We start from the raw sequence: 23878 nt of genomic DNA, 5'->3' as shown, positions 1-23878 counted from the left end.
ACGGATCAATATACTCTGTCACCCTATCATGACGCAAAAGCAAGCCACATCTGACGCACTCAGTGCGCTGGAGAAACGCACTATTTCCGGTTTATCACTCATATTCGCCCTGCGAATGCTTGGGTTGTTTATGATTCTGCCGGTATTTTCACTCTCCGCCCAACAATATTCACACAGCACACCATTATTAATAGGTCTCGCGATTGGTGCCTATGGATTAACTCAAGCCTTGTTGCAAATTCCTTTTGGCATGCTCTCTGATCGAATTGGTCGTAAAAAGGTCATTTATATAGGTTTGATTCTGTTCGCATTAGGCAGTTTGCTGGCTGCTATGGCCGATTCCATTTATACCGTCATATTAGGTCGCCTGTTACAAGGCAGTGGCGCGATTGCTGCGGTGGTAATGGCCTTAACGGCGGATCTGACTCGCGATCAACATCGCACCAAAGCCATGGCCGCAATTGGTATCAGTATCGGTTTATCATTTTCGGTGGCATTAGCCGGCGGCGCAGCTTTAGAAAGTTGGATTGGTCTGGATGGTATTTTCTGGGCCACTGCGCTGATGGCCATTTTTGGCATGATTGTGCTTCGGTGGTGGGTGCCCACTCCGTTTAAACACAAGCAACATCAGGATATGAAACCAGCCCGCGCGCAAATTGGTGAGGTATTAGCCAATACTTCAATTATGCGACTGGTTGTCAGCATTCTGATACTGCATTTATTACTTACCTTGAGTTTTTTTGCTTTGCCCATCGCTTTACAGGATTTTGCCGGTGTGGCTAAAGCCGATTTAGCTTTAACCTATTTACCCGTTTTATTACTGGCATTTATCAGCATGGTGCCGTTTATTCTGATCGCAGAAAAACAGCGCAAAATGAAAATGGTGTTTATCGGGGCAATTGCTGTCCTGGCTGTTGCTCAAATTGGTTGGGCGTTATTGCCAAGCTCATTAGCCATGCTGATGATTTGCTTATGGTTATTTTTTACCGCATTTAATATTCTTGAAGCCAGTCTGCCTTCGATGATGTCTAAGTTGAGTCCGATTAAAAACAAAGGCACGGCGATGGGCATTTATTCCAGCGCCCAATTTATTGGAGCCTTTCTTGGCGGTATTTTAGGCGGAATAATCTATAGTTTTGGCGATATCAGCTGGATCTTCTGGTCTGCCGGAATCATCAGTTCTTTGTGGTTGCTGCTGATGCTACCCATGCAAGCGCCAAAACATTACAGTAGTCGGATTATTCCGTTAAACGAAGTGACGGCAGAAACAGCAGATGAGTTTGTTGAACGGCTGAATGCCATCAAAGGTGTGGCCGAGATTGTGATTGTGTTGGATGAACGTATTGCCTACGTTAAATATCTCGCCGATGATGTCGATTTAGAAGAGCTCGAAGCGTGTCTGATTTATGCGTAAAATGAACAACAATTTGAATTAGTAAAGGAATTCACCATGTCAGTAAACAAAGTTATTCTGGTTGGCAGACTCGGGGTCGATCCTGAAAGCCGGGCTTTTCCTAATGGCGGCTCGATCTGTAATTTGCGGATTGCTACTTCAGAAAGCTGGCGTGACAAACAAACCGGTGAGCGCCAGGAGCGTACGGAATGGCACCGGGTCGTGTTACGCAATAAGCTGGGTGAAATTGCACAGCAATATCTGCGTAAAGGCTCGCAAGTCTATATTGAAGGCCGCATTCAAACGCGTAAATGGCAAAATCAGCAAGGCCAGGATCAATACTCTACAGAAATTATTGCCAATGAAATGACCATGCTGGACAGCAAAGGCGCCGGTAGTGGCGGTAGCAGTGATAATCAAGATTACAATCAAGGCCGCCCTTCTCAACCAGCAGCGAAAAGTAACTATAACAACCCGCAGCCGGCCTCAGCTTCTGCCGGACCGGATTATGGCTCCGGTGTGAAGCAGATTATTATGATGATGATATTCCTTTTTGATCATCAACAAATACTTACAAAACAGCCCCTGAAAATAGGGCTTTTTTTGGAAAATGAACCGGAAACACCACTCAAACCGCTCCATAATTGGGCGTTAACACTAAGTAACGCACAAATAAGGTGCGTTAAATAAACTCATTCGCCCTGCCAATCCAATCAAACCTTTGTTTTTATTAACTATAAAACCTTTTAATTGGGTTGGCCTGAATCATGCCTTAATAATCACAGCGTGTCAGAGGTGTTTTAATCACACCAAAAGAACAGCAATAGGTCTCTAGGGTTCCGGTTATGCAAATAACGTCTGGACCGAGAGTGACCGACCTTCACAGCGAAGGTTACACGGAGGGATAAAAGCCCGGGAGATTGTTTGAATAAAACATCTCTTTCACCGTGTTTTTAACCTTAAGCTGTGAGGTATTACCCAAATGAAGCATTCATTCTTCCGTATTTGCAGTGTATTGCTGCTTTCTTTTTCTGCTCTGCTTTCCCCGCTATCAGCACATGCTGAAACCAAAGATAAATTCAGTATCGCCTGGACCATTTATGCCGGCTGGATGCCTTGGGATTATGCTGATAACGCAGGCATCGTTAAAAAGTGGGCAGATAAATACGATATCGAAATCGATGTCGTGCAGATCAACGACTATATCGAATCCATCAATCAATATACTGCTGGTCAGTTTGATGGCTGCACCATGACCAATATGGATGCGCTCACTATTCCTGCCGCAGGCGGAGTAGATAGCACAGCTTTAATCATCGGCGACTTCTCAAATGGTAACGACGGTATTGTGCTGAAAGGCTCCGATAAAACGCTTGCCGATATTAAAGGTCAACGCGTCAATCTGGTCGAATTATCAGTTTCGCATTACCTGTTAGCACGTGCTTTAGATAGCGTAAAAATGAGTGAACGCGATGTGACCGTGGTCAACACTTCTGATGCTGATTTGGTGGGCGTGTTTAATGCCGCCGATGTCACATCCACAGTGACCTGGAACCCGTTACTCTCTGAAATCACTGCTGTGCCGAATACCACCAAGGTATTTGATTCATCTGATATCCCGGGCGAAATCATCGATATGTTAGTGGTTAACACTGAAACGCTTGAAGCAAATCCGGCGTTTGGTAAAGCATTAACCGGTGCCTGGTATGAAATCATGGCCAAAATGCAAGCTGGCGATGAAGAAGCTTTGACCATGATGGCGGAAGCTTCGGGAACCGATCTCGCTGGTTACAAAGCTCAACTCGATGCCACCAACATGTTCTACACCGCAGCTGAAGCCGTCAGTTTTACTGAGAGCGAACAACTACAATCCACCATGAAACACATCACTGATTTTTCTTTTGATCATGGTTTGCTGGGTGATGGAGCAATGAATGCTGACTTTATCGGTATTGCCTATCCCAACGGTGAGGTGGCGGGTGATACAAATAACGTCAAACTCCGGTTTGATTCCAGCTTTATGAAAATGGCAGCGGATAACGCTCTCTAAAGTAAGTAAAACAGGGAGTTTCTCGTGAAGAGAATTATCAATCAGCGTCCGGGCATATTAGGGAAATGCATTCTGGGTCTGTTGCCATTCATTGTCATTGGACTGGTGTATTTTTACTTTTCCAATGAACGGCTGGCGATTAACCCGAATGATAAGCTGATGCCGTCATTCCAGTCTTTTGTAAATGCCATTTCCTATATGGCGTTCGAGCCGAACAAACGTACAGGTGAGTACTTACTGTGGGCAGATACATCGGCTAGTTTACAAAGGCTGGGGTTAGGTGTGGCCATCAGCGCGCTGATTGGTCTGGTGGTTGGTATTATGATCGGCATTATTCCTCTCGTCAGAGCAGGAATAGCGCCGGTGATCACTATCATTTCACTAGTGCCGCCTTTAGCCATTCTGCCGATATTGTTCATCATTTTTGGCCTTGGTGAACTTTCAAAAGTGATGCTTATCGTGCTGGGTATTACGCCCTTTCTGATTCGGGACGTACAACTCAGGGTAATGGCATTACCCAATGAAATCATTATCAAAGCCCAGACATTAGGTGCCAACAGCTGGCAACTGATTCTGCGGGTGGTGTTACCTCAAGTATTACCAAAGCTGATTGACGCGGTTCGCTTGAGTCTGGGCTCGGCATGGTTATTTCTGATTGCTGCAGAGGCCATCTCCTCCACTGAGGGGCTTGGCTATCGGATTTTCCTGGTTAGACGTTATATGTCGATGGACATCATTTTGCCCTACGTAGTGTGGATCACGCTGTTGGCATTTCTAATGGATTTTCTATTAAGACGCCTGTCAAAAAGCGTTTTCCCCTGGCATTCGACTGACCAAGGGGAAGGCAAATGAACGATATTAAAATCAAAAACCTTTGGAAGGAATATGGCGACAATATCGTGCTGGAAAACATCAATCTGGATGTCAAAGCCGGCGAGTTTGTCACGCTGGTTGGTGCATCAGGTTGCGGCAAAACCACCTTTCTGAAAATGCTGTTAGGAACCGAACAACCCACTCGGGGTGAATTACTGTTAATGGTAAACCGATACCCAGTGAACCGGGCGCTGATCGAGGCATTGTGTTTCAGAAATACTCGGTATTTTCTCATCTCAACGTTGTAGAGAACGTGATGCTGGGTGAACAGTTTAAGGAATCTCCAATACTGGGTCGCTGCTTTGGTAAAAAACGTCAGGCCATTCGTGAGCGAGCAGTTGCTTTGTTGGAAAAGGTTGGTCTCGACCACGCTTTAACCAAATATCCCAGCGAATTGTCAGGTGGTATGCAGCAACGCCTGGCAATCGCTCAGGCCTTAATTAAACAACCGCAGATCCTGTTACTGGATGAGCCGTTTGGTGCACTTGATCCAGGTATTCGATCCGATATGCATGAGTTGATTCTGGATATCTGGCGCGAGACCAATATCACCATTTTTATGATCACCCATGACTTGTCTGAAGGTTTCTCATTGGGCACCCAACTGCTGGTGTTTGATAAACAACGACATGATCAGGATCAGCCAAACCGCTATGGCGCGTCGATCACCTATGACATACCGGTAGGACGATCCAGAAAACAATCAATAAGTGACATTCAAGAAAAATTAACGACGCAACAGGCAAATCAAAATGACTGAAATTAACCAAGACAAAGATGTTTTATATCAGGACACCCTACCAGGCGGCGCCCACTGGTCAATGCTGATGCGCAAAGGTACCACCCTGCGGCTGATTGATCAGGATGGCGGCGCCAATGTCGGCATGTTGTTTTATAACCCGGAGAATACGCTGGAACGCTACAACGCTCCTGATACCTTGAAATGTCAGCACACATTTAAACTGACCAAAGGTCACTGTCTTTATTCCGATATGGGCCGTATCTTCTGCTCGATCACTGAAGATACCGTTGGCTGGCACGACACGGTTGGCGGCAATTTGACTAACACGGCGTTGCAATCTCGCTGGGGCATCAAGAACTATCAGCAGTTTCGTAATGAATGGACCATTAGTGGCGAACAGGCGTTTTTAGTCGAGTTAGCCAAATACGGTCTGAATAAACGCGATATGGCAGCCAACCTGAATCTTTTCAGCTGCATAAAAACCGATGACCTAGGCAATCTGACCTTTGTGGAAAATCACAGTAAGGCCGGAGATCACATAGATTTACGCTTTGAAATGGATACCCTGGTGCTGTTCCACACCTGCCCGCACCCGATGAATACGGCAGCGACCTATCCGAAAAACTCCGTTACCTATCAAATCCGTAATGCTGCCGCTGTCACTGAAGACGATGTGTGCCTGAATGCCTGTGCCGAAAACCAGCGTGGTTTTGAAAACAACCGTCTCTATCACCTGTGTGGACATCATTAAAAAAGGACAAACAGAACGTGATTAAAGAAAGTCATTTGAATACCAATGAAGCCGCCCGTTACGAAGAAGTACTGGCCGGTGATTACTGGATGAAGCCACTGCTGAAAAACCAAACGCTGCGTATCGTCGATCTGCACGGTAATCAGGCAGCCGACATTCTGTTTTATAGCGCCGCTGATCCTGCAGAACGCTATAGCGCAATGGACACCATACGTGAGCAGAAAAATGTGTATCTGACTGCCGGTACGACATTGTTGAGCAATATGGGCAATCCGATGCTAACCATTATCGCTGATACCTGTGGTCGCCACGATACGTTGGGTGGTGCCTGTGCTACCGAATCCAATACTGTGCGTTACGCCCTGGAAAAGAAAACCATGCACGCCTGTCGTGATAGCTGGATGCTGGCTGTGGCTGAAAATGAACAGTTTGGCATCAGCAAACGCGATATCACTCATAACATTAATTTTTTCATGAATGTACCGGTTACCGAACAAGGTGGATTGACATTTGCTGACGGTATTTCAGAAGCCGGTAAATACGTTGAATTGCAGGCCGAAATGGATGTCATCGTGTTGATTTCCAATTGTCCACAGCTCAATAACCCCTGTAATGCCTATAACCCGACTCCTATAGGCCTTTACATCTGGGATTAAAAACAACAGCAATTACGTGTTTTGAGACGACTTGAAACACGCCGGAATTAAGTGGGACGACCCACACCTTGAGATGAAAAAACCATGTTCAAGAAGATTTTAATTGCCAACCGCGGGGCTATTGCCACCCGGATTATCCGCACCCTGCATCAAATGGGCATTCAGGCCGTAGCGATTTATGCCGAAGCCGATCGTGACTCATTGCATGTCAGTTCTGCCAATGAAGCCTTTTCACTTGGAGAAGGCCGCGCTGCAGACACTTATCTGAATCAGCAACGCATTCTCGAAATTGCCAGAGAAACCGGTGCAGAAGCCATTCATCCCGGTTATGGCTTTTTAAGCGAAAACCCCGACTTTGCCCGGCTTTGTGAAGCAAACGATCTGGTCTTTCTGGGACCGACACCGGAGCAGATGGAAGCCTTTGGCCTGAAACACAGTGCCAGAGCACTGGCTCAGCAGAACGATGTTCCGTTATTGCCAGGTTCAGAATTGCTTGAAGATATTGAACAGGCCATAACCACTGCCCAAACCATTGGTTATCCGGTGATGCTGAAATCCACCGCCGGCGGTGGTGGTATCGGCATGAGTCGTTGTGATAACGAAGATGAGCTGAAAAATGCTTTCAATTCAGTTAAACGGCTGGGTGCCAATAATTTTTCCAATGATGGCGTGTTTATCGAAAAATTTATCACACAGGCACGACATATCGAGGTGCAGATCATTGGTGATGGTCAGGGGCATGTGCTGGCACTGGGTGATCGGGACTGCTCCAGTCAGCGACGTAATCAGAAAGTTATCGAAGAAGCTCCGGCGCCAAATATTCCAGACAATGTTCGTCAGTCTATGCACGAGGTTGCGGTTCGCTTGATGGCAGCAGTCAAATATCGTAGCGCCGGTACCGTCGAATTTGTCTACGATGCCCAGTCACATGATTTTTATTTTCTGGAGGTGAATACCCGGCTGCAGGTTGAGCATGGAGTAACCGAAGCCATTTATCAGGTCGATCTGGTTCGCTGGATGATTGAGGTCGGTGCGCAGGAAAATACGTTACCCAAAGTTGCACCTGAACCTAATGGTCATGCAATACAAGTGCGCTTGTATGCCGAAGATCCATTCAAAAAATTCCAACCCTCTGCCGGACTGTTAACCGAAGTCGTATTTCCACAATTGCCCGACTTAAGGATTGATCACTGGATTAAACCCGGCATCGAGATCTCGCCGTTTTTTGATCCGATGCTAGCCAAAGTGATCAGCTTTGCAGAAACACGCGAAACAGCGCATGCCAAACTACTTACAGCACTGAAACAAATCAGTATCTACGGTATTGAAACCAATACCGATTATCTCAGCCATATTCTGAATGATGCGGCCTTTTTATCCGCCAGCATCACCACCCGTTATCTGGACAGTTTTGTCTACTCCCCCAATACCTTTAGCGTTTTATCGCCGGGCACCATGACCACAGTGCAGGATTATCCTGGCAGGCAAGGTTATTGGGATATCGGCATTCCGCCTTCAGGGCCTTACGACAACTGGTCGTTCAGGCTGGGTAATCGTCTGCTTGGCAATACCGAAGACTGTGCTGGACTGGAAATTACGTTGAGCGGCCCGGAACTGGTATTTAACTGCAGCAGCCAAATTATCATCACCGGTGCCACCATTGAGGCCAAACTCAATGGTGAGCCGATTGATTGCTGGCAAATTTATTCAGTGTCTAGCGGCGACAAACTAACGCTCGGGCAAATCAAAGCAGCCGGCACAAGGGCTTATCTGCTGGTTGCCGGTGGCATTCAATGCCCGAATTACCTGGGTTCACGCTCCACCTTTACCCTGGGGCAATTTGGTGGCCATGTCGGTCGTACTTTAAAAACCGGTGATGTTCTTCATTTATCAGACGAAATAGCAGTCGTTGATTTAACAACAACGCCTGCCGAATTAATCCCAGAGATAACCACTCACTGGGAAATTAAGGTTATTTACGGCCCGCATGGCGCGCCGGATTTCTTTACAGAACAGGATATTGAAACGTTTTTTGCTGCTGACTGGAAAATTCACTATAACTCCAGCCGAACCGGCATACGGCTGATTGGCCCACGTCCGGAATGGGCCAGAAACACTGGCGGTGAAGCAGGATTACATCCTTCCAATATTCACGATAATGCCTATGCGGTGGGCACCATTGATTTCACCGGTGATATGCCGATTATCCTTGGTCCCGATGGTCCGTCGTTAGGCGGCTTTGTCTGTCCGGCCACCGTGATCACAGCAGAACTGTGGAAAATAGGCCAATTAAAAGCTGGCGATACCGTGCGTTTTATTCCAGTATCGATAGAAACCGCCAGAGCCATGGAACGGGCTCAACTGGAATCGCTAAGCAATTTGACGCAACAAACTGTTGAGGTCATCCCCACAGAAATTGGTTCGCCAATCTACGACACGCTGGTGTCGCCGGATACCGGTATCGATGTCTGCTACCGGTTGGCGGGAGATCATTATCTGCTGGTCGAATACGGCGAACTGAAACTGGATATCAATCTGCGTTTTAAAGTGCACGCGTTGATGTTGTGGTTACAGCAACAAAATATCAAAGGATTACGTGAACTCACCCCGGGTATTCGTTCGCTGCAGATCCACTACGATGGTCTGCAAATTTCACTGGACACTCTGGTCGGTATTCTCAAACAGGCCGAACAGGAAATCAGCAATATCGAAGAAATGGATGTACCTGCACGTATCGTGCATTTACCGATTTCCTGGAATGATGAAGCCTGCCAGCAAGCCATCCAGAAATACATGCAATCGGTACGACATAACGCGCCCTGGTGTCCGGATAATATTGAATTTATTCGCCGGATAAATGGGCTCAGCTCGATCGATGAAGTGAAACGTATTGTGTTTGAAGCCAGTTATCTGGTGATGGGACTGGGTGATGTCTATCTGGGGGCGCCGGTCGCGACACCACTGGATCCCAGACACCGTCTGGTCACTACCAAATATAACCCTGCCCGCACCTGGACTGCCGAAAACTCCGTTGGTATCGGTGGATCCTATCTGTGCGTTTATGGCATGGAAGGTCCAGGTGGTTATCAATTTATCGGCCGGACCCTGCAGATGTGGAATCGTTATCTGCAAACCACTGAATTCACTAAACCTTGGTTGTTACGGTTTTTTGATCAAATCAAATTCTATGAAGTCACTCACGATGAATTGGTACAGATCCGCCGGGATTTTCCGCAAGGCAATTATCCGCTGAAGATTGAAGAAACCACCTTCAATCTCAAACGCTATAACCAGTTTATTGAGCAACATAAAGAGTCGATTGACAGCTTTACCCGACAGCGTGAACTTGCCTTTGAACAGGAGCTGGAACACTGGAAACGCGAGGGTCTTTTACATTTTGATAGTGGTAATGAAGCCCAGATCATCGATGAGGAAAGTGCGCCTTTGCCGGAAAATGCTATTTCCGTTGATAGTCCGCTCAATTGCAGCGTCTGGAAAGTGGAAGTGGAAATTGGCTCGTTCGTACAAGAAGGCGATGTGTTGATGATTCTTGAGGCAATGAAAATGGAGATCCAGATAACCGCAACTCAAGCCGGTACCGTCACAGAAATTAAACGACAGGCCGGTGCGCAAGTTGGTATGGGTGATCGTCTGGTCGTTATTTCTGGGGAGGCTGAATAATGGACATGACCATTGATGCCATCCATCAGGCCTATCGTGATGGCAAGCTCTCTCCGCATAAACTGATTGATGAGGTGCTAAAACGCGCCGCCACCTATGCTGATCGAAATATCTGGATAACCCTGTTATCGCGGGAGGCTATTCAGCCTTATCTGGATAATTTAATCGGTCAATCACCTGATAAATTGCCGTTGTACGGAATTCCATTTGCGATAAAAGACAATATCGAACTGGCCGGTGTGGATGTCACCGCTGGTTGCGAAGCCTATCGTTACACGCCAGAGCAATCTGCTCATGTGGTGGATCTATTAATTGCTGCCGGGGCGATTCCGATTGGTAAAACCAATATGGATCAGTTTGCTACCGGACTGGTCGGTGTGCGTTCACCGGATAAATGGGGAGCCTGTCAGAACAGTTTTGATCCTGAGTATATTTCCGGTGGTTCAAGTTCAGGTTCGGCGGTAGCGGTCGCATTGGGACTAGTGAGTTTTTCTTTGGGCACCGATACTGCCGGATCTGGTCGGGTACCGGCTGCATTCAATAATCTTATTGGCTTAAAACCTTCGCGAGGTTTGCTCAGTAATCATGGAGTGGTGCCAGCCTGTAAAAGTCTGGATTGTGTTTCCATTTTCAGTCTGACAACGGATGATGCAAACCGGGTATTTGAGGTCGCTGCCGCGTTTGATTTCAAGGATGATTATTCCCGGCCAAATAAAGAGACCAACCGACGAAATTATGGCCAACTTACAGCTGATAGCTTTAACTTCGCCATTCCGCAAGCTGGGCAATTAGCGTTTTTTGGCGACCAGGAAACTGAGCAGGGCTTTTATAAAACCCTTGAAACACTGAAAAATCTTGGCGGCATCTGTCATGAAATAGATTTTGAGCCCTTTCTGACCGCTGCCAGATTGTTATACGAAGGCCCTTGGGTGGCAGAACGGCGCATTGCTACAACCGGTGTCAAACGTGAAGATATGCTGCCGGTTTTACAACAAATCCTCGCCAGCAATAACACCGCTTCAGCCGAGGATCTGTTCAGCGCCGAGTATCAATTGCAACACTGCAAACAGCAGGTCACGCCAGTCCTGGAAAAATTCGATTTTATTGTGACGCCTACCGCCGGCACGATTTACAAAATCAAAGAGGTTCAGGCAGAGCCGATTAAACTTAATAGCCAGCTTGGGTATTACACCAACTTTATGAATCTGCTCGACTGCAGCGCCGTTGCTGTTCCGGCAGGCTTCAACGCAAACGGGCTGCCGTTTGGCGTGACACTGTTTTCCAGAGCCTTCAGTGATACCCGCTTATTGTCTTATGCCAATCAACTGCAACAAACATTTAAATTACCGTTGGGCGCGACCGCGTTGCCATTACCTGATTCACGCGCAATAAACGCCGGAGTGGCTGATCGGATAAAGGTCGTTGTCTGTGGAGCACATTTAGAAGGACAGCCGCTCAACTGGCAATTACGGGAGCGCGGTGGCAAGTTAATACGCGCCACACAAACCAGCCCCGATTATCGGCTTTATGCCTTACCCGGCGGACCTCCCGCCCGACCTGGCCTCGTCAGAGATGAACACCAAGGGGAAGCGATTGAAGTTGAGTTATGGGAATTACCTACCGCCAGCTTTGGCTCTTTTGTCGCTGGGATCCCTGCCCCGTTAGGTATTGGCAAGGTGCAACTGGCCGATCAGCAATGGTACACGGGCTTTATCTGTGAACCATATGCCATCACCAATGCCACCGATATCAGTCATCTTAAAGGCTGGCGGACTTACGTTCAGCAGCAATAAACAGCTTCATTTTTAAAACAAACCGAGCCGGAATCAATCCGGCTTGGCTTTCCTGCAGCAAAAAAACTGACCGCTATTTTTACGGGCATCGACTCTTCCATTGATTCCCACTCGTAACAGTGGGAGTATGTTGGCTCGCCTTTTTTATCAATAGAAGTCTATGAACAAAATTGAATACACCACGATTCGCCCATTAAGAACCTTAAATCTGCTGTCCCAGGAAGAAATTCAACGCATCAGCAATAGCAGCGAAGATTTGCATCGTTTATTTCGCGATTGTGCTCTGGCAATTTTAAATACTGACAGTTATCAGGATGATGCCGAGCAAATCCTGCATACCTATGCCGATTTTGATATCAAATTGGTGCCGCAATCACGTGGCGTTGTACTGGAAATCAAGAATGCACCGGCCCAATCGTTTGTTGACGATAAGATTATTCGTGGTATTCAGGAGCATTTATCATCGGCGTTGCGTGACATTGTTTATACAGATTTCAAAATCCTTGCCGGGCAAACCTCACCAACCTCAGAACAGATAACCGATAGTGTGTTTATGATTCTGCGAAATGCAGATGCCATCAAACCCAATACCACCCCGAATCTAGTGGTCTGTTGGGGTGGTCATTCAATTCCTCGTGAAGAATATGATTACGCTAAACATGTGGGATATGAACTGGGTTTAAGAAATCTCGATATCATTACCGGCTGTGGCATCGGTGCTATGAAAGGCCCAATGAAAGGTGCGGCGGTAGGTCATGCCAAACAACAGGTAAAAACCGGCCGTTATATCGGCATCAGTGAACCGGGTATTATTGCTTCCGAATCACCTAATGCCATCGTCAATGAACTGGTGATCATGCCGGATATTGAAAAGCGCCTCGAAGCATTTGTCCGTCTGGGTCACAGTTTTATTGTGTTTCCAGGTGGCGTCGGCACAGTCGAGGAAATATTCTATTTACTGAGCATTTTGCTGCATCCGGAAAACAAACAAGGTATTCCACTGGTATTTGCCGGTCCGGAATCCTGTCGCGAGTATTTCGATACGCTGGATAAATTCCTGCGTCGTTGTCTGGGCGATGAAATTGCTGAGTTGTATCAAATTGTTATCGGCGAACCGGCAACTGTTGGACATATCATTCGCGAAGCTGTGGATAGCGTGCATCAAGCGCGTCGGGAATCACAGGATGCCTATTACTTTAACTGGCAGTTGCATATTGATCCGATGTTGCAACAGCCGTTTATTCCCACTCATGAAAATATGGCATCTCTACGGTTATATCCGGATATGCCGCGTCATGAACTAGCCAGCAACTTACGTTCAGCATTTTCAGGAATTGTTGCCGGTAATGTTAAAGCATTTGGTATTCGCGAAGTGGCGAAACACGGGCCTTACATCATCAACGGCGATCCGGATTTAATGCGAGCCATTGATGACTTGTTACGTATCTTTGTCCGCGAAAAACGCATGAAACTGGGACAAGACGAAAATGCTACAAACCTGTTACAAGCTGCTGGATTAAACCAGCAGCTTAGGGGCTATTTAGGCCTCGTCATGCAGGTGAAATACTTTATTCATCACCTGCCATTTGCCATCAATTTTTAACAAATTGAAAAAATCGGTAAAACGATGACCGGTCCAATTATCTGATTCGAGCCTGACGCTGGCCGCGGTGCCAACCACATCGATATGAGTAATCTTCGACTGCATATCTTTGGCTGGACCATTTTCATCATTCCAGTCATATAAGCCCTGAATGGGACCAGCAAATAAATCCGGACCAACATAACCGTAAATGGTGGCATCCTGATGAAAGGCTGGTTTCATAAGCTCACCACGGCCTGAAACGGCACCATCTATGTAGTGCTGTATGACTTTGGTGATAGCTTCGTAATCACTGATTGAAGTAGCGGTATTGGACATGGAAATCTCCTTGTTGGTTAGGAATCTGTCCAACATAACATAAACTTTTCGGGGATATTTCCCGCTACAAGATCACTTAAAACGGTTGTCAGGAAATGATTTTTAACTGCTTTACGTAAATCAACTCACAGGCATTGGCACCGATATCTTCGCGGCTAAGCGAACTGCGCCAACGCCAACCATCATCAGCATTCACATTTACCAAATAGCCCTGCAGCGTAATTAATTGTCCGGGACGAATCTGCTTAAGCGTTCTGGCGACCTCATCATTAGCCGGAATCAAATGCATATTGGCACTTTGCGTTTCAATACTCCGGCGCGGAATCGGAAATGAATCAACCTGCCAGAAATACCAACGACCGGACTGGCGAATATTAATCTGTTTAACAACTTGGGGATCCGCCATTTCTCCCCAGCCCAATACCAAATCGGTGGGAGATAAATCGGCTTCACGCCCCAACCAATATTCTTCCCGAGCCAAGACTCTGGCCTCCAGAGCAAATTCCGCTACAGGCTGAATCGCATACTTATCAAAAGGAATTGGCTGCAAACCTGACACCTCAGATTGCTGAGGGGCTTGATCAATGACTTTGTCAGGAGCGGCATAGCTGATCTCAGCCGTTGAACAATGACGCCAGCCGAAAAAAATCACTACGATAATTAATAGCCAGCGCCACATAACGATGCCTAGCTAACCATCAATTCGAAAACGCCTGGCAGCCAGGAATACCAGCAGCAACACCGGTATTCCCATTAATGCGGTCAGCAAAAAGAACTGCTCATAGCCAATACTCTCCACCATTGTCCCGGAATAGCCGCCGAGTATTTTCGGCAACAAGGTCATCAGCGAACTGAAAATGGCATATTGCACTGCCGTGAAAGAGATATTGGTCAAGCTGGATAAAAATGCAATAAACGCGGCACTGGCCATACCGCCGGACAGATTGTCAGCAGATATAACGATGTACAGCATCACAATGTCATTACCCATTTGGGCCAGTAACATAAACAGCAGATTGGTCAGTGCAGATAACACGGCTCCGATAAACAGAATGCGCATCACCCCAAAACGCAAGGCCAGAATACCGCCGAGAAAACCACCAACAATGGTCATAAACAAACCAAAGGTTTTCACCACGGTAGCAATCTCAGGCTTGGTAAAGCCCATATCCTGATAAAAAATATTCGCCACAACGCCCAGCACAATATCGGATATACGATACAAGCCAATCAGCAACAACAATAACAACGCCATCGACATGCCGTAACGCTTGAAGAAATCCTGCACCGGCTCGACATAACTGCGATGCACAATACTCTGCTGAACCCAGCCCATTAATATCAGCATTCTGGCGATAATCACTGCCACAATGGTTGCCAGCACCAAACGCACCATCTCAACCGCTACCGCCGCCAAAGGTCCATTATTCAACACCGAAAGTAATTGCAATCTTGCCTGAACCGCCCAGTCACCGGTGAGATAAAAACAACCGATAAACCCGCTTATCGACAATGCAAATGTCAGCATCAACCCAAGATAATCACGCTTGCGATCCTCATGAACCTTTTTATTTACTTCCGGCTCTGGGCTTAACAAGGTAGTGACCACACCAATCAACATCAACGCGGCCATAATTAAATAGCTTTGACGCCACGCCAGATAATCATATTCACCCATTTCCGAGCCAAAATAACTGGCCAGCATCAACGCGCCCGCCCCAGCCATCAGCATGCCGATTCGATATCCTGCGATATAACTGGCAGACATTAATGCCTGCAAACGGGTATCCGCAGACTCGATACGATAGGCATCAATCACCACATCCTGCGTCGCGGCAGAAAAGCCCAGTAATACTGCGGCGACAGCCATTAAGGTTAAGGAATGTGTCGCCGGATCAACCATTGCCATCATTATTATCGAGGTAATAATCATCAGCTGTGAAAGAAATAACCAGCTACGTCGCCGCCCTAACAGCCGATGCAAAATCGGTAACGGCAAAATATCCAGCAGCGGAGCCCAGACAAATTTGAAGGAATAACCCAGCGCCGCCCAACTGAAATAGGTAACTGCGCTGCGATCAACGCCCGCTTCACGTAACCATAGGCTGAGGGAGGAAAAAATCAGTAATAACGGCAACCCCGCTGCAATGCCGAGAAACAGCATGGTGACAACTTGGGGGGTAAAAAAAGCCCGCAGACTTTCCTGCCAGGAACGGATACTTGCAATCAAACGTAAGCTCACTGATGGGGTTTAATTCGCTAAAGTAACATTGGCGCAGCCTGCAATCCACTCTGAAATGACTGTCGGATCAAGATAGCAATATCTACTGGCACATCTGCATGTGGATTATGAGAAAATACCGAGAACTCATCAACACTAATTCTTAATGGCTAAACAACGAAAAATCATTCACGTGGATATGGACGCATTTTATGCATCGGTTGAACAACGCGACTTTCCCGAGCTGAAAGGCAAACCGCTGATTGTCGGTGGTCAACCTGACAGCCGAGGCGTAGTTGCTGCCTGCAGCTATGAAGCGCGCAAATTTGGCATTCATTCTGCCATGGCCTCATCGCGGGCCTATCGCTTATGCCCCGAAGCCATTTTTGTCCGTCCCCGTTTTGACGCCTATAAAGAAGTATCCAACCAGATCCGCGAAGTATTCTGGCGTTATGCCTCAGAAGTTGAACCGCTTTCGTTAGATGAAGCCTATCTGGATGTCACATACACTGAATCGTTTAACGGCTCTGCCACCTTAATTGCCAAAGCCATCAAAGCTGAAATCCTCGCCGAGACTGGACTCACCGCTTCGGCTGGTGTGTCCTACAATAAATTTCTCGCCAAAATTGCCTCCGATATGGATAAACCCGATGGCCTTTATCTGATCCGCCCAGAACAGGGCCAGGAATTTGTAAACAAACTACCCATCGGCAAATTTCACGGCATCGGCCCCGCCACCGAAACCAAAATGAAAAACCTCGGCATCCATACCGGCAATGACTTACGGCAGAAAACATTGGCCGAACTGAGCGAACGCTTCGGCAAATCCGGCCAGTATTATTACAACATCGCCCGAGCCATTGATGAACGACCAGTCCGCAGTCAACGTATCCGCAAATCACTCGGCAAGGAAACCACCTTTGCCGAAGATATTCTGTCCGTCCCAGAGTTAACCAACATCCTGCTCGACCTCGCCGAACAAGTGATCGACAGTCTTAACAAACACAATATGCAAGGCAGAACCGTCACCGTTAAAGTGAAATACGCCGACTTTCAGCAAGTGACCCGAGCACAAACGCTGGATCACAGTATTGGCTTTGCTGATTTGCTGGAATGGATTCCGAAATTGTTAGCTAGAACTGAAGCGGGTCATAAAGCGGTCAGGTTGGTGGGGTTGAGTTTGAGTGGGTTTGATTTGGGGGTTATTGTTGAGAAGGGGCAGGCACAGTTGGATTTGGCTCTAATTAATGAGTTTTAAGCCAATAACTCTGTTGTTTTTGTATTTCAAGTGACTAATATATGTTTGATTTTAAATAAAGAAGTTTTTCATGATTGTAGTTTCACACTTTATGCTAAGAACGAACATAGCAATCGTCTTACTATCTGGCAAAATCATGCCCTTATTAAGAGTCTCTTATGTTCAATAAACGTTATGAATAATTCAAGCTCTACAAACATTCGAATTCCAATTGCAGTGTGTGCTGCCGTTGCAGAAATATTGAATGGTTCCCATGAGGTACTTAACGAGCTATTTCTAGCCGCGGGTGCACCGGGACCTCCCCCCGAACTAGCTCATCACTCGAAGTGGAAAAATTGGCTTCAACGTGCCGGAAACGATCCTGAAGTCGATAGTCTTGCGGTACTTGGAAACCTTATAGAAGAGTTTATGGATTTACAGCCTGTTTCGACTGGGCCGACCGAGCTTTTAGGAGTGAAGTTTCCGGATCCAATGGAAATTTATACAGCCAAACGTAATCGCTTAATCAAAGTCATGGAAGAACATGGGCTCCGTTATTTCAGAGGTGGACGCGTACTCCCAATACATGTTGAACCCGAACCACTTACTCCCACAGCCGGACCTGTTAAACCAACCCATGTGGAAGATCTTCTAAAAGTGATTATCCGTGGCCTACCACGTGCAATGCACCCTCTCACACATCGCAGAAAGGGCTCAACAAACCTTGTATTCGAGTCTGAATATGACATTCAAGATTTGCTTCATTCACAACTAAGACCGTGGATTAATGATATTCGGCCCGAGGAATATACTCCAAGTTATGCAGGTTCTAGTACAAGAATGGATTTTCTTATACCCGAACACAAATTGGTCCTAGAATTAAAGCGCGTGCGCGACAAGTCGCATGCAGCCAAGATAGGTGACGAGTTAATCATTGATATTGAACACTACCGCCGCCATAACCAGTGCAATAGGCTTTGGTGTGTAATCTTCGACCCACTTCACCTACTGACTAACCCTGCCGGCCTAGCTTCAGATTTAGAAGGTATGAGGAAAACGCCGGATGGAGAAGTGTCCGTTAGAGTATTTGTCTTCGGTGCAAGCAACTGAGGTTGGAAAAGCATTGGAGGCAAGCCCGTAGGTTGGGTTGAGCCTGCGAAACCCAACAAATCAAAATGTTTTGGCACAAAGTTTCGCCCTATGGGGCGAGTTCATTTTTTTCTTTGTTTGCCCAAAGAAAACGAACCAAAAGAAAAGGCACCCCTTGTGCTGGCCTGCGGCTCCCCGATAAAAATGGTTATCTCAGGGAAATCGAAAAAACTCGCTGCGCTCAAACATTCCGATTTCTGATCCTGAGAGAGCCATTTTTATCGGCAGCACAAAAGGGGATTTCGGGGACTTGGCTGAACATTCCTTCCCTGATCGCCCTTATGCGAAGCCGAGCATCGCAGAGCTGGTCGGAACAGCATGACGGCTGTTTGAGCGCAGCGAGTTTCCGTCATGCCCGACCAGATCGAGAAGCGCAGGGGACCCGCAGGGCGAGCATGGGCTGCCTTTTGTTTGGTTCGTTTATTTTGGGCAAGCAAAATAAATGAACGCCCAGCGGCAGCGACAAGGTCAAAAACATCAATCAGATTGTTGGGTTTCATACTTCAACCCAATTAACAGGCAACAAATTATATTTTAAGCGTTTGATTTTAATTTATTTTTAAAATTTTAAAACGACTAAGAGCACATTTCACAAAATTGCCGTCTTTATGTTTGAATTGCTTCTTCAAAGCTTTTTTAACTTCCCAAGTGCCTTTATACCCATTCGGAAAGACGACCAAATCACCCGCCTTAAAGGTCGTAGCTGGGCCACCATCGTTAGGCGTCATGACACACTCACCTTCAATGATATAAGCGATTTCTGTCGTGACAAACGCCCAAGGGAAAACTGATACGCCTTTTTCCCATGTTGGCCAGTGAGCAACGCCCAATTTTTTTAATACTGCTTCACTCGGGTTGCTATCAACTGTAATTTCTTTCATTTTCATTCCTAAAGTTAGATTTACCTCCCAAATCAGAAGGTTCTGAGATGAGAGATCGTTTTTGCTCGCCCTATTTTGCCTACCTTTTATCGATAAACCGAATTTATCGACCACATTCAATGTTTGACCAAGGGCAATTTGCCATAATGATAGCTTTTATTTGTTAACTGAATTTCTCATGGAAACTACCGGACAGACAGCGCTTAATGTTTTACAAAGCGTTTTTGGATTCAATGCTTTTCGTCATAACCAGCAAACCATCGTCGAGCATGTGATTGCCGGTGGTGATGCGCTGGTGTTGATGCCGACTGGCGGTGGTAAATCTTTGTGTTATCAAATTCCGGCTTTAATTCGTACGGGCACTGGCGTAGTGGTTTCACCTTTGATTGCCTTAATGCAGGATCAGGTGATGGCGTTGCAACAACTGGGCGTAAACGCGGCTTTTTTGAATTCCAGTTTATCGGTTGCTGAAGCCAATGCTGTTGAGACACAGCTTGAAGCCGGCCAGATAGATTTGCTGTATGTAGCTCCCGAGCGTTTATTAAATGAACGCACTCTGGCAATGCTATCGCGGATTCAGGTTTCACTTTTTGCGATAGACGAAGCGCATTGTGTGTCGCAATGGGGCCATGATTTCCGTCCTGAATATCAGCAACTGCGCATGTTGCATGAACGTTTTCCCGATATTCCACGTATTGCCCTGACCGCCACCGCCGATAAACGCACTCGTGTTGAGATCATCGAACAGCTCAATCTGCATGACGCCAATGTGTATCTGAACAGTTTTGACCGCAGCAATATTTTTTATGCCATTGCCGAGGCCAATCAGGCCAAACAACAGCTTTGGCAGTTTATTGAAACTCAGCATGCCAACGATGCCGGGATTGTTTATTGCCTGTCGCGTAAAAAGGTCGAGGCAATTGCTGAGTGGCTGACCGATCAGGGCCGAGTCGCTTTGCCTTATCACGCAGGTTTAACCTCACAAATGCGGGCGCATCATCAGCAGCGTTTTTTACGCGAAGAAGGGGTGATTATTGTCGCCACCATCGCGTTTGGTATGGGTATTGATAAACCTGATGTACGCTTTGTCGCGCATTTAAATCTACCAAAAAATATCGAAGCCTATTATCAGGAAACCGGCAGGGCCGGGCGTGATGGTTTACCAGCCAATGCCTGGATGGCTTATGGACTGCAGGATGTCATCACACTGCGGCAGTTTATGCAGAACTCAGATGCACCGGAGATCATCAAACGTGTTGAACATCACAAACTCGATGCGATGTTGGGCTTATGCGAATCCATCAGTTGCCGGCGGCATGCCCTGCTCGCCTATTTTGATGAAACGTCACCAGAAACCTGTGGCCAGTGTGATAACTGTCAGAATCCGCCAGAGCATTTTGATGCCACCGAAGTTGCCCAGAAAGCCTTGTCGTGTGTCTATCGCACCGACCAGCGCTTTGGGGTGAATTACTTAATTGATGTGTTGGTAGGCAGTGACGATGAACGCATCAAGACAAACCAGCATGATCAGCTCAGTACATTCGGCATTGGCTCAGATCTGACCGCCACACAGTGGCGCGGTATCTTCCGGCAACTTATTGCCACCGGATATCTGGATATTGATATCAATCGCTATGGTGCGTTGCGCCTTACAGAAAAATGCCGGGCGATTTTACGCGGTGAACAAAAATTGCTGCTGCGCAAACAACAAGCAAAACAGACTCTCAGCAAAAAGGATAAAAAACAGACGAGCGTGCGTCCACAGGATCATGATCTGTGGGAAGCTTTACGTCAGTTACGAACCGAGATCGCCCAACAAAATGGCGTGCCGCCTTTTGTAATTTTTCATGATTCAACCTTGCAGGAAATGTGTCAGACCCGCCCTAAAGATATGCAAGCCATGGCACGTATTTCAGGTGTTGGCGCACAAAAACTGGAAAATTATGGTCAGCGGTTTTTATCCGTCATTCAGCAACATCCATTATCAGAATTATTAAATAACGGCTTACGCGACACGGTGAATCAAACGTTGATGCTACATGAACAAGGTTTGAATCCTGAGCAGATTGCAAAACACCGCGAATTGAAAGTGAGCACGGTATACAGTCACCTGTCAGATGGCATTGAAGCCGGGCTGCTGGATGTTAAAAACGTGCTGGATCTGCAAGATAACGAATTTAATGAAATCATCTCAACCATTGAATCATTGGGTGATGAAGCTGATAGCTTAAAAAACGTTTTTGAAGCATTGGATGAAGCCTATGATTATGGGGTGATTCGTTGTGTTAGGGCTTCGATTTATTAAATTTTTTAATTGTAAAGTTGTTTGGCTTCTGACTTTTCACATACGCCACCACTCGGCGATATCAACATTTTCCGTAGGTTGGATTGAATTCAATGAAGCCTAACAATTGAAGATGTTTGGCTTTGAAGGTTTCGCCCTATGAGGCGAGTTCATTTTCTTTGTTTGCCCAAAGAAAACGAACCAAAAGAAAAGGCACCCCTTGTGCTGGCCTGCGGCTCCCCGATAAAAATGGTTATCTCAGGGAAATCGAAAAAACTCGCTGCGCTCAAACATTCCGATTTCTTATCCTGAGTTAACCATTTTACCGGCAGCACAAAAGGGGAATTTGGGAATGGCTGTAGGTTGGGCTGAATGAAATGAAGCCCAACAATCTTTTGCGTGAAATTCCAAACGTTGGGCTTTGCAAGCTCAGCACCAACCTACGGAAAGCGTTGATAGTGCCCTTATGCGAAGCCTAGCATCGCACAAAGGCATTTAGGTAAGGTCCCAAAACGTGAGGCTAAAGGATCCCCCTTTTGTGTTGACGAGTAGCGGCTTTTTGTCAGGATTAGAGACTTACCTGTTTGAGCGAAGCGAGTTTGGTGAGTCTCCCTGACAAAAAACGCAACGCAGTGGAGCCGCAGGCCAGCACGAGGGGTGCCCTGGGGTTGTTAGGGGAATGGGCACGCATTCCCCTGACTCGACATTAAGTCGAAATAAACTTTATTACTAACCCAGCACTTTTAAAATTCAATTGCTGATTGTTGGGTTTCGTACCTCAACCCAACCTACCCTGGATTAGGATTCAAGCCGTTTAATTTTATCCACCAACTCCTGAGATTCCTCAGTAAGCACAGCAAACTTTCGCATATCACCATTACGCTGCGCCAACATCGCCTGCTCTTGTTTTTCAGCAAGTTGCTTTTTTAGTTTTTTGACCGGATCTGATTTTAAAAATGAAAACATGAACGTTGCCTCTGGATAGATGTGCTATTCAGAGGCAATCACGTCGCTAAAGTTCATATATTATTTTGTATTATTTTGAAATCGAATAATCATAATCCACGGTCATTGGCGCATGATCAGAAAAACGTTCATCACGATAAATATCGGTGGCTTTAACTTTGCCTTTTAGGCTTGGGCTCAGAATATGATAATCAATGCGCCACCCGGTGTTATTAGCCCAGGCCTGTCCACGATTTGACCACCAGGTGTATTCATGTTCAGCTTGCGGCAGTTCACGGAACGCATCGACAAAATTCATCTCATAAAATAATTTATCCAGCCAGGCGCGTTCTTCTGGTAAAAAACCGGAGTTTTTCTGATTGCCTTTCCAGTTACGGATATCTTCGTTTTTATGGGCGATATTCCAGTCACCGCAGATGATTAAATCACGGCCTGAATCTTTCATTTCCTGCATCTTGGTTTCAAAATAAGCCATACAGCGATATTTGACCTGTTGCCGCTCATCGCCAGAAGTACCTGACGGCAGATATAAGGAAATTACGCTCAAATTGCCAAATCTGGCTTCAATATAACGACCTTCGATATCAAACTCGGCATTGCCCATGCCAGTAATAACTTCATCGGGCTGTTGACGGCTGTATATTGCCACACCGCTGTAACCTTTTTTGACCGCGTCGTGGTAATAACAATGATAGCCTTCGGGAGTAAAAATTTTATCTTCCAGTTGATGTACTTGCGCTTTAGTCTCTTGAATACACACTACATCCGCGTCTTGTTTGGCTAACCAGACAAAAAAACCTTTTCGTGCAGCGGCTCGGATCCCATTCAAATTCGCTGTTATAATTCGCATCATTCACTCGTGCTTGAAAAAAGAAGGCATCATACCATTTACAAATGGTAGCAAAATCAGGATAATGCCCGGTTCATATACAAATAGCTGATTCTTAGGAGAAATACTTTGGCAAACTCAGCACAAGCAAAAAAACGCGCCCGTCAGGCAGAAGTTAGCCGTCAGTTAAACGCTAGTCAGCGTTCTGCGATGCGTACAAAAGTAAAAGCAATTAGAAAAGCAATTATTGCTGGCGATAAAGAACAAGCCGTAGCTGCGTTTAAAGCTGCTGTACCCGTTCTGGATCGTATGGCCCGCAAAGGCATTATCCATAAAAATACAGCTGCTCGTGGCAAAAGTCGTTTAAATAACGCTGTCCGCGCAATGTAATTGACTGTTCTATAGAATCAGCTAAAAAAAACCGGCTCTCGCCGTTTTTTATGTCTGACAT

The 23878-nt window shown here is 46.4% G+C and carries 19 protein-coding genes, 2 pseudogenes and 1 riboswitch; of the genes and pseudogenes, 15 read left to right on the top strand and 6 right to left on the bottom strand.

The genetic code is table 11. The features are described 5' to 3' along the window. Window positions 1-28: 28 nt before the first annotated feature. From E8Q33_RS11560 to ppnN, 10 genes and pseudogenes are all read left to right on the top strand, one after another. A complete protein-coding gene (locus E8Q33_RS11560; RefSeq protein WP_136554882.1) occupies window positions 29-1414 on the top strand; it encodes an MFS transporter in 1386 nt (461 codons plus the stop codon). Between the two features lie 36 nt (window positions 1415-1450). Next, a pseudogene (gene ssb, locus E8Q33_RS11555) lies at window positions 1451-1950 on the top strand (single-stranded DNA-binding protein). 263 nt (window positions 1951-2213) lie between these two features. Then, window positions 2214-2314: riboswitch (guanidine-I (ykkC/yxkD leader) on the top strand. 61 nt (window positions 2315-2375) lie between these two features. Beyond that, a complete protein-coding gene (locus E8Q33_RS11550; RefSeq protein WP_069295469.1) occupies window positions 2376-3443 on the top strand; it encodes a putative urea ABC transporter substrate-binding protein in 1068 nt (355 codons plus the stop codon). Window positions 3444-3467: 24 nt separating this feature from the next. Next, entirely contained in the window at window positions 3468-4295 is an 828-nt protein-coding gene (locus E8Q33_RS11545) for an ABC transporter permease (RefSeq protein WP_136554880.1), read from the top strand. Next, window positions 4292-5076, top strand: a pseudogene (locus E8Q33_RS16460) (ABC transporter ATP-binding protein). The gene E8Q33_RS11545 and the pseudogene E8Q33_RS16460 overlap by 4 nt, the downstream one beginning before the upstream one ends. Next, the gene (locus E8Q33_RS11535; protein ID WP_136554878.1) at window positions 5069-5809 is read left to right on the top strand and encodes an urea amidolyase associated protein UAAP1; all 741 of its coding nucleotides are present in this window, start codon (window positions 5069-5071) and stop codon (window positions 5807-5809) included. Before E8Q33_RS16460 ends, E8Q33_RS11535 begins: the two are co-directional and overlap by 8 nt. A 17-nt stretch (window positions 5810-5826) precedes the next feature. After that, window positions 5827-6465, top strand: coding sequence for an urea amidolyase associated protein UAAP2 (locus E8Q33_RS11530; RefSeq protein ID WP_069295465.1), 639 nt, complete (start codon window positions 5827-5829; stop codon window positions 6463-6465). Between the two features lie 84 nt (window positions 6466-6549). Then, on the top strand, window positions 6550-10146 hold the full coding sequence (gene uca / locus E8Q33_RS11525; RefSeq protein WP_136554876.1) for an urea carboxylase: 3597 nt from the start codon (window positions 6550-6552) through the stop codon (window positions 10144-10146). After that, on the top strand, window positions 10146-11939 hold the full coding sequence (gene atzF / locus E8Q33_RS11520; protein WP_136554875.1) for an allophanate hydrolase: 1794 nt from the start codon (window positions 10146-10148) through the stop codon (window positions 11937-11939). The genes uca and atzF overlap by 1 nt, the downstream gene beginning before the upstream one ends. A gap of 160 nt (window positions 11940-12099) precedes the next feature. Then, the gene (gene ppnN / locus E8Q33_RS11515) at window positions 12100-13542 is read left to right on the top strand and encodes a nucleotide 5'-monophosphate nucleosidase PpnN (protein ID WP_211116150.1); all 1443 of its coding nucleotides are present in this window, start codon (window positions 12100-12102) and stop codon (window positions 13540-13542) included. Here the strand turns inward: ppnN and E8Q33_RS11510 are convergent. The 3 genes from E8Q33_RS11510 to E8Q33_RS11500 form a co-directional block, all read right to left on the bottom strand. After that, entirely contained in the window at window positions 13480-13860 is a 381-nt protein-coding gene (locus E8Q33_RS11510) for a nuclear transport factor 2 family protein (protein WP_069295461.1), read from the bottom strand. The genes ppnN and E8Q33_RS11510 overlap by 63 nt on opposite strands. Window positions 13861-13948: 88 nt before the next feature. Continuing rightward, a complete protein-coding gene (locus tag E8Q33_RS11505; RefSeq protein ID WP_136554873.1) occupies window positions 13949-14539 on the bottom strand; it encodes a hypothetical protein in 591 nt (196 codons plus the stop codon). A 12-nt stretch (window positions 14540-14551) separates the two neighbouring features. Beyond that, window positions 14552-16090, bottom strand: a complete 1539-nt coding sequence (locus tag E8Q33_RS11500; RefSeq protein ID WP_247870069.1) for an MFS transporter — start codon at window positions 16088-16090, stop codon at window positions 14552-14554. A 157-nt stretch (window positions 16091-16247) separates the two neighbouring features. Between E8Q33_RS11500 and dinB the strand changes: the two genes are divergently transcribed. The 3 genes from dinB (at window position 16248) to E8Q33_RS11485 (ending at window position 18913) form a co-directional block, all read left to right on the top strand. Beyond that, window positions 16248-17339, top strand: coding sequence for a DNA polymerase IV (dinB, locus tag E8Q33_RS11495; protein WP_136554871.1), 1092 nt, complete (start codon window positions 16248-16250; stop codon window positions 17337-17339). Between the two features lie 45 nt (window positions 17340-17384). Then, a complete protein-coding gene (locus E8Q33_RS11490; RefSeq protein WP_211116149.1) occupies window positions 17385-18428 on the top strand; it encodes a hypothetical protein in 1044 nt (347 codons plus the stop codon). Between the two features lie 65 nt (window positions 18429-18493). Beyond that, on the top strand, window positions 18494-18913 hold the full coding sequence (locus E8Q33_RS11485) for a hypothetical protein (protein WP_136554869.1): 420 nt from the start codon (window positions 18494-18496) through the stop codon (window positions 18911-18913). Between the two features lie 102 nt (window positions 18914-19015). Here E8Q33_RS11485 and E8Q33_RS11480 read toward each other — a convergent pair whose 3' ends face one another. Beyond that, the gene (locus tag E8Q33_RS11480) at window positions 19016-19348 is read right to left on the bottom strand and encodes a cupin domain-containing protein (RefSeq protein ID WP_136554867.1); all 333 of its coding nucleotides are present in this window, start codon (window positions 19346-19348) and stop codon (window positions 19016-19018) included. 178 nt (window positions 19349-19526) lie between these two features. Here E8Q33_RS11480 and recQ point away from each other — a divergent pair, with 178 nt between their 5' ends. Beyond that, window positions 19527-21653, top strand: a complete 2127-nt coding sequence (recQ, locus tag E8Q33_RS11475; RefSeq protein WP_136554865.1) for a DNA helicase RecQ — start codon at window positions 19527-19529, stop codon at window positions 21651-21653. 777 nt (window positions 21654-22430) lie between these two features. Here recQ and E8Q33_RS11470 read toward each other — a convergent pair. Both E8Q33_RS11470 and E8Q33_RS11465 read right to left on the bottom strand, forming a co-directional pair. Beyond that, window positions 22431-22598, bottom strand: a complete 168-nt coding sequence (locus E8Q33_RS11470; RefSeq protein ID WP_136554864.1) for a DUF6435 family protein — start codon at window positions 22596-22598, stop codon at window positions 22431-22433. A 70-nt stretch (window positions 22599-22668) separates the two neighbouring features. Further along, window positions 22669-23448, bottom strand: a complete 780-nt coding sequence (locus tag E8Q33_RS11465; RefSeq protein ID WP_069295456.1) for an exodeoxyribonuclease III — start codon at window positions 23446-23448, stop codon at window positions 22669-22671. Between the two features lie 108 nt (window positions 23449-23556). Between E8Q33_RS11465 and rpsT the strand changes: the two genes are divergently transcribed. Then, window positions 23557-23817 carry a 30S ribosomal protein S20 gene (rpsT, locus tag E8Q33_RS11460; protein WP_136554862.1) on the top strand — a complete coding sequence of 87 codons (261 nt, stop codon included), beginning with the start codon at window positions 23557-23559 and terminating at the stop codon, window positions 23815-23817. Window positions 23818-23878: the final 61 nt, after the last annotated feature.

The organism is Methylophaga sp. SB9B (assembly GCF_004832235.1).
GTDB classification, from domain to species: domain Bacteria; phylum Pseudomonadota; class Gammaproteobacteria; order Nitrosococcales; family Methylophagaceae; genus Methylophaga; species Methylophaga muralis.
Note: the sequence above shows the minus strand (reverse complement) of the source record. Positions and strands in the feature narration are given on the sequence as shown.

What these genes read in the sequence shown, in the direction of transcription:
- E8Q33_RS11560 (WP_136554882.1), top strand. Translation starts at nt 29, where the DNA reads ATGACGCAAAAGCAAGCCACATCTGACGCACTCAGTGCGCTGGAGAAA.
- E8Q33_RS11505 (WP_136554873.1), bottom strand. Translation starts at nt 14,539, where the DNA reads ATGTGGCGCTGGCTATTAATTATCGTAGTGATTTTTTTCGGCTGGCGT.
- recQ (WP_136554865.1), top strand. Translation starts at nt 19,527, where the DNA reads ATGGAAACTACCGGACAGACAGCGCTTAATGTTTTACAAAGCGTTTTT.
- uca (WP_136554876.1), top strand. Translation starts at nt 6,550, where the DNA reads ATGTTCAAGAAGATTTTAATTGCCAACCGCGGGGCTATTGCCACCCGG.
- ppnN (WP_211116150.1), top strand. Translation starts at nt 12,100, where the DNA reads ATGAACAAAATTGAATACACCACGATTCGCCCATTAAGAACCTTAAAT.
- E8Q33_RS11550 (WP_069295469.1), top strand. Translation starts at nt 2,376, where the DNA reads ATGAAGCATTCATTCTTCCGTATTTGCAGTGTATTGCTGCTTTCTTTT.
- E8Q33_RS11485 (WP_136554869.1), top strand. Translation starts at nt 18,494, where the DNA reads ATGTTTTGGCACAAAGTTTCGCCCTATGGGGCGAGTTCATTTTTTTCT.
- dinB (WP_136554871.1), top strand. Translation starts at nt 16,248, where the DNA reads ATGGCTAAACAACGAAAAATCATTCACGTGGATATGGACGCATTTTAT.
- E8Q33_RS11510 (WP_069295461.1), bottom strand. Translation starts at nt 13,860, where the DNA reads ATGTCCAATACCGCTACTTCAATCAGTGATTACGAAGCTATCACCAAA.
- E8Q33_RS11480 (WP_136554867.1), bottom strand. Translation starts at nt 19,348, where the DNA reads ATGAAAGAAATTACAGTTGATAGCAACCCGAGTGAAGCAGTATTAAAA.
- E8Q33_RS11535 (WP_136554878.1), top strand. Translation starts at nt 5,069, where the DNA reads ATGACTGAAATTAACCAAGACAAAGATGTTTTATATCAGGACACCCTA.
- E8Q33_RS11470 (WP_136554864.1), bottom strand. Translation starts at nt 22,598, where the DNA reads ATGTTTTCATTTTTAAAATCAGATCCGGTCAAAAAACTAAAAAAGCAA.
- E8Q33_RS11465 (WP_069295456.1), bottom strand. Translation starts at nt 23,448, where the DNA reads ATGCGAATTATAACAGCGAATTTGAATGGGATCCGAGCCGCTGCACGA.
- atzF (WP_136554875.1), top strand. Translation starts at nt 10,146, where the DNA reads ATGGACATGACCATTGATGCCATCCATCAGGCCTATCGTGATGGCAAG.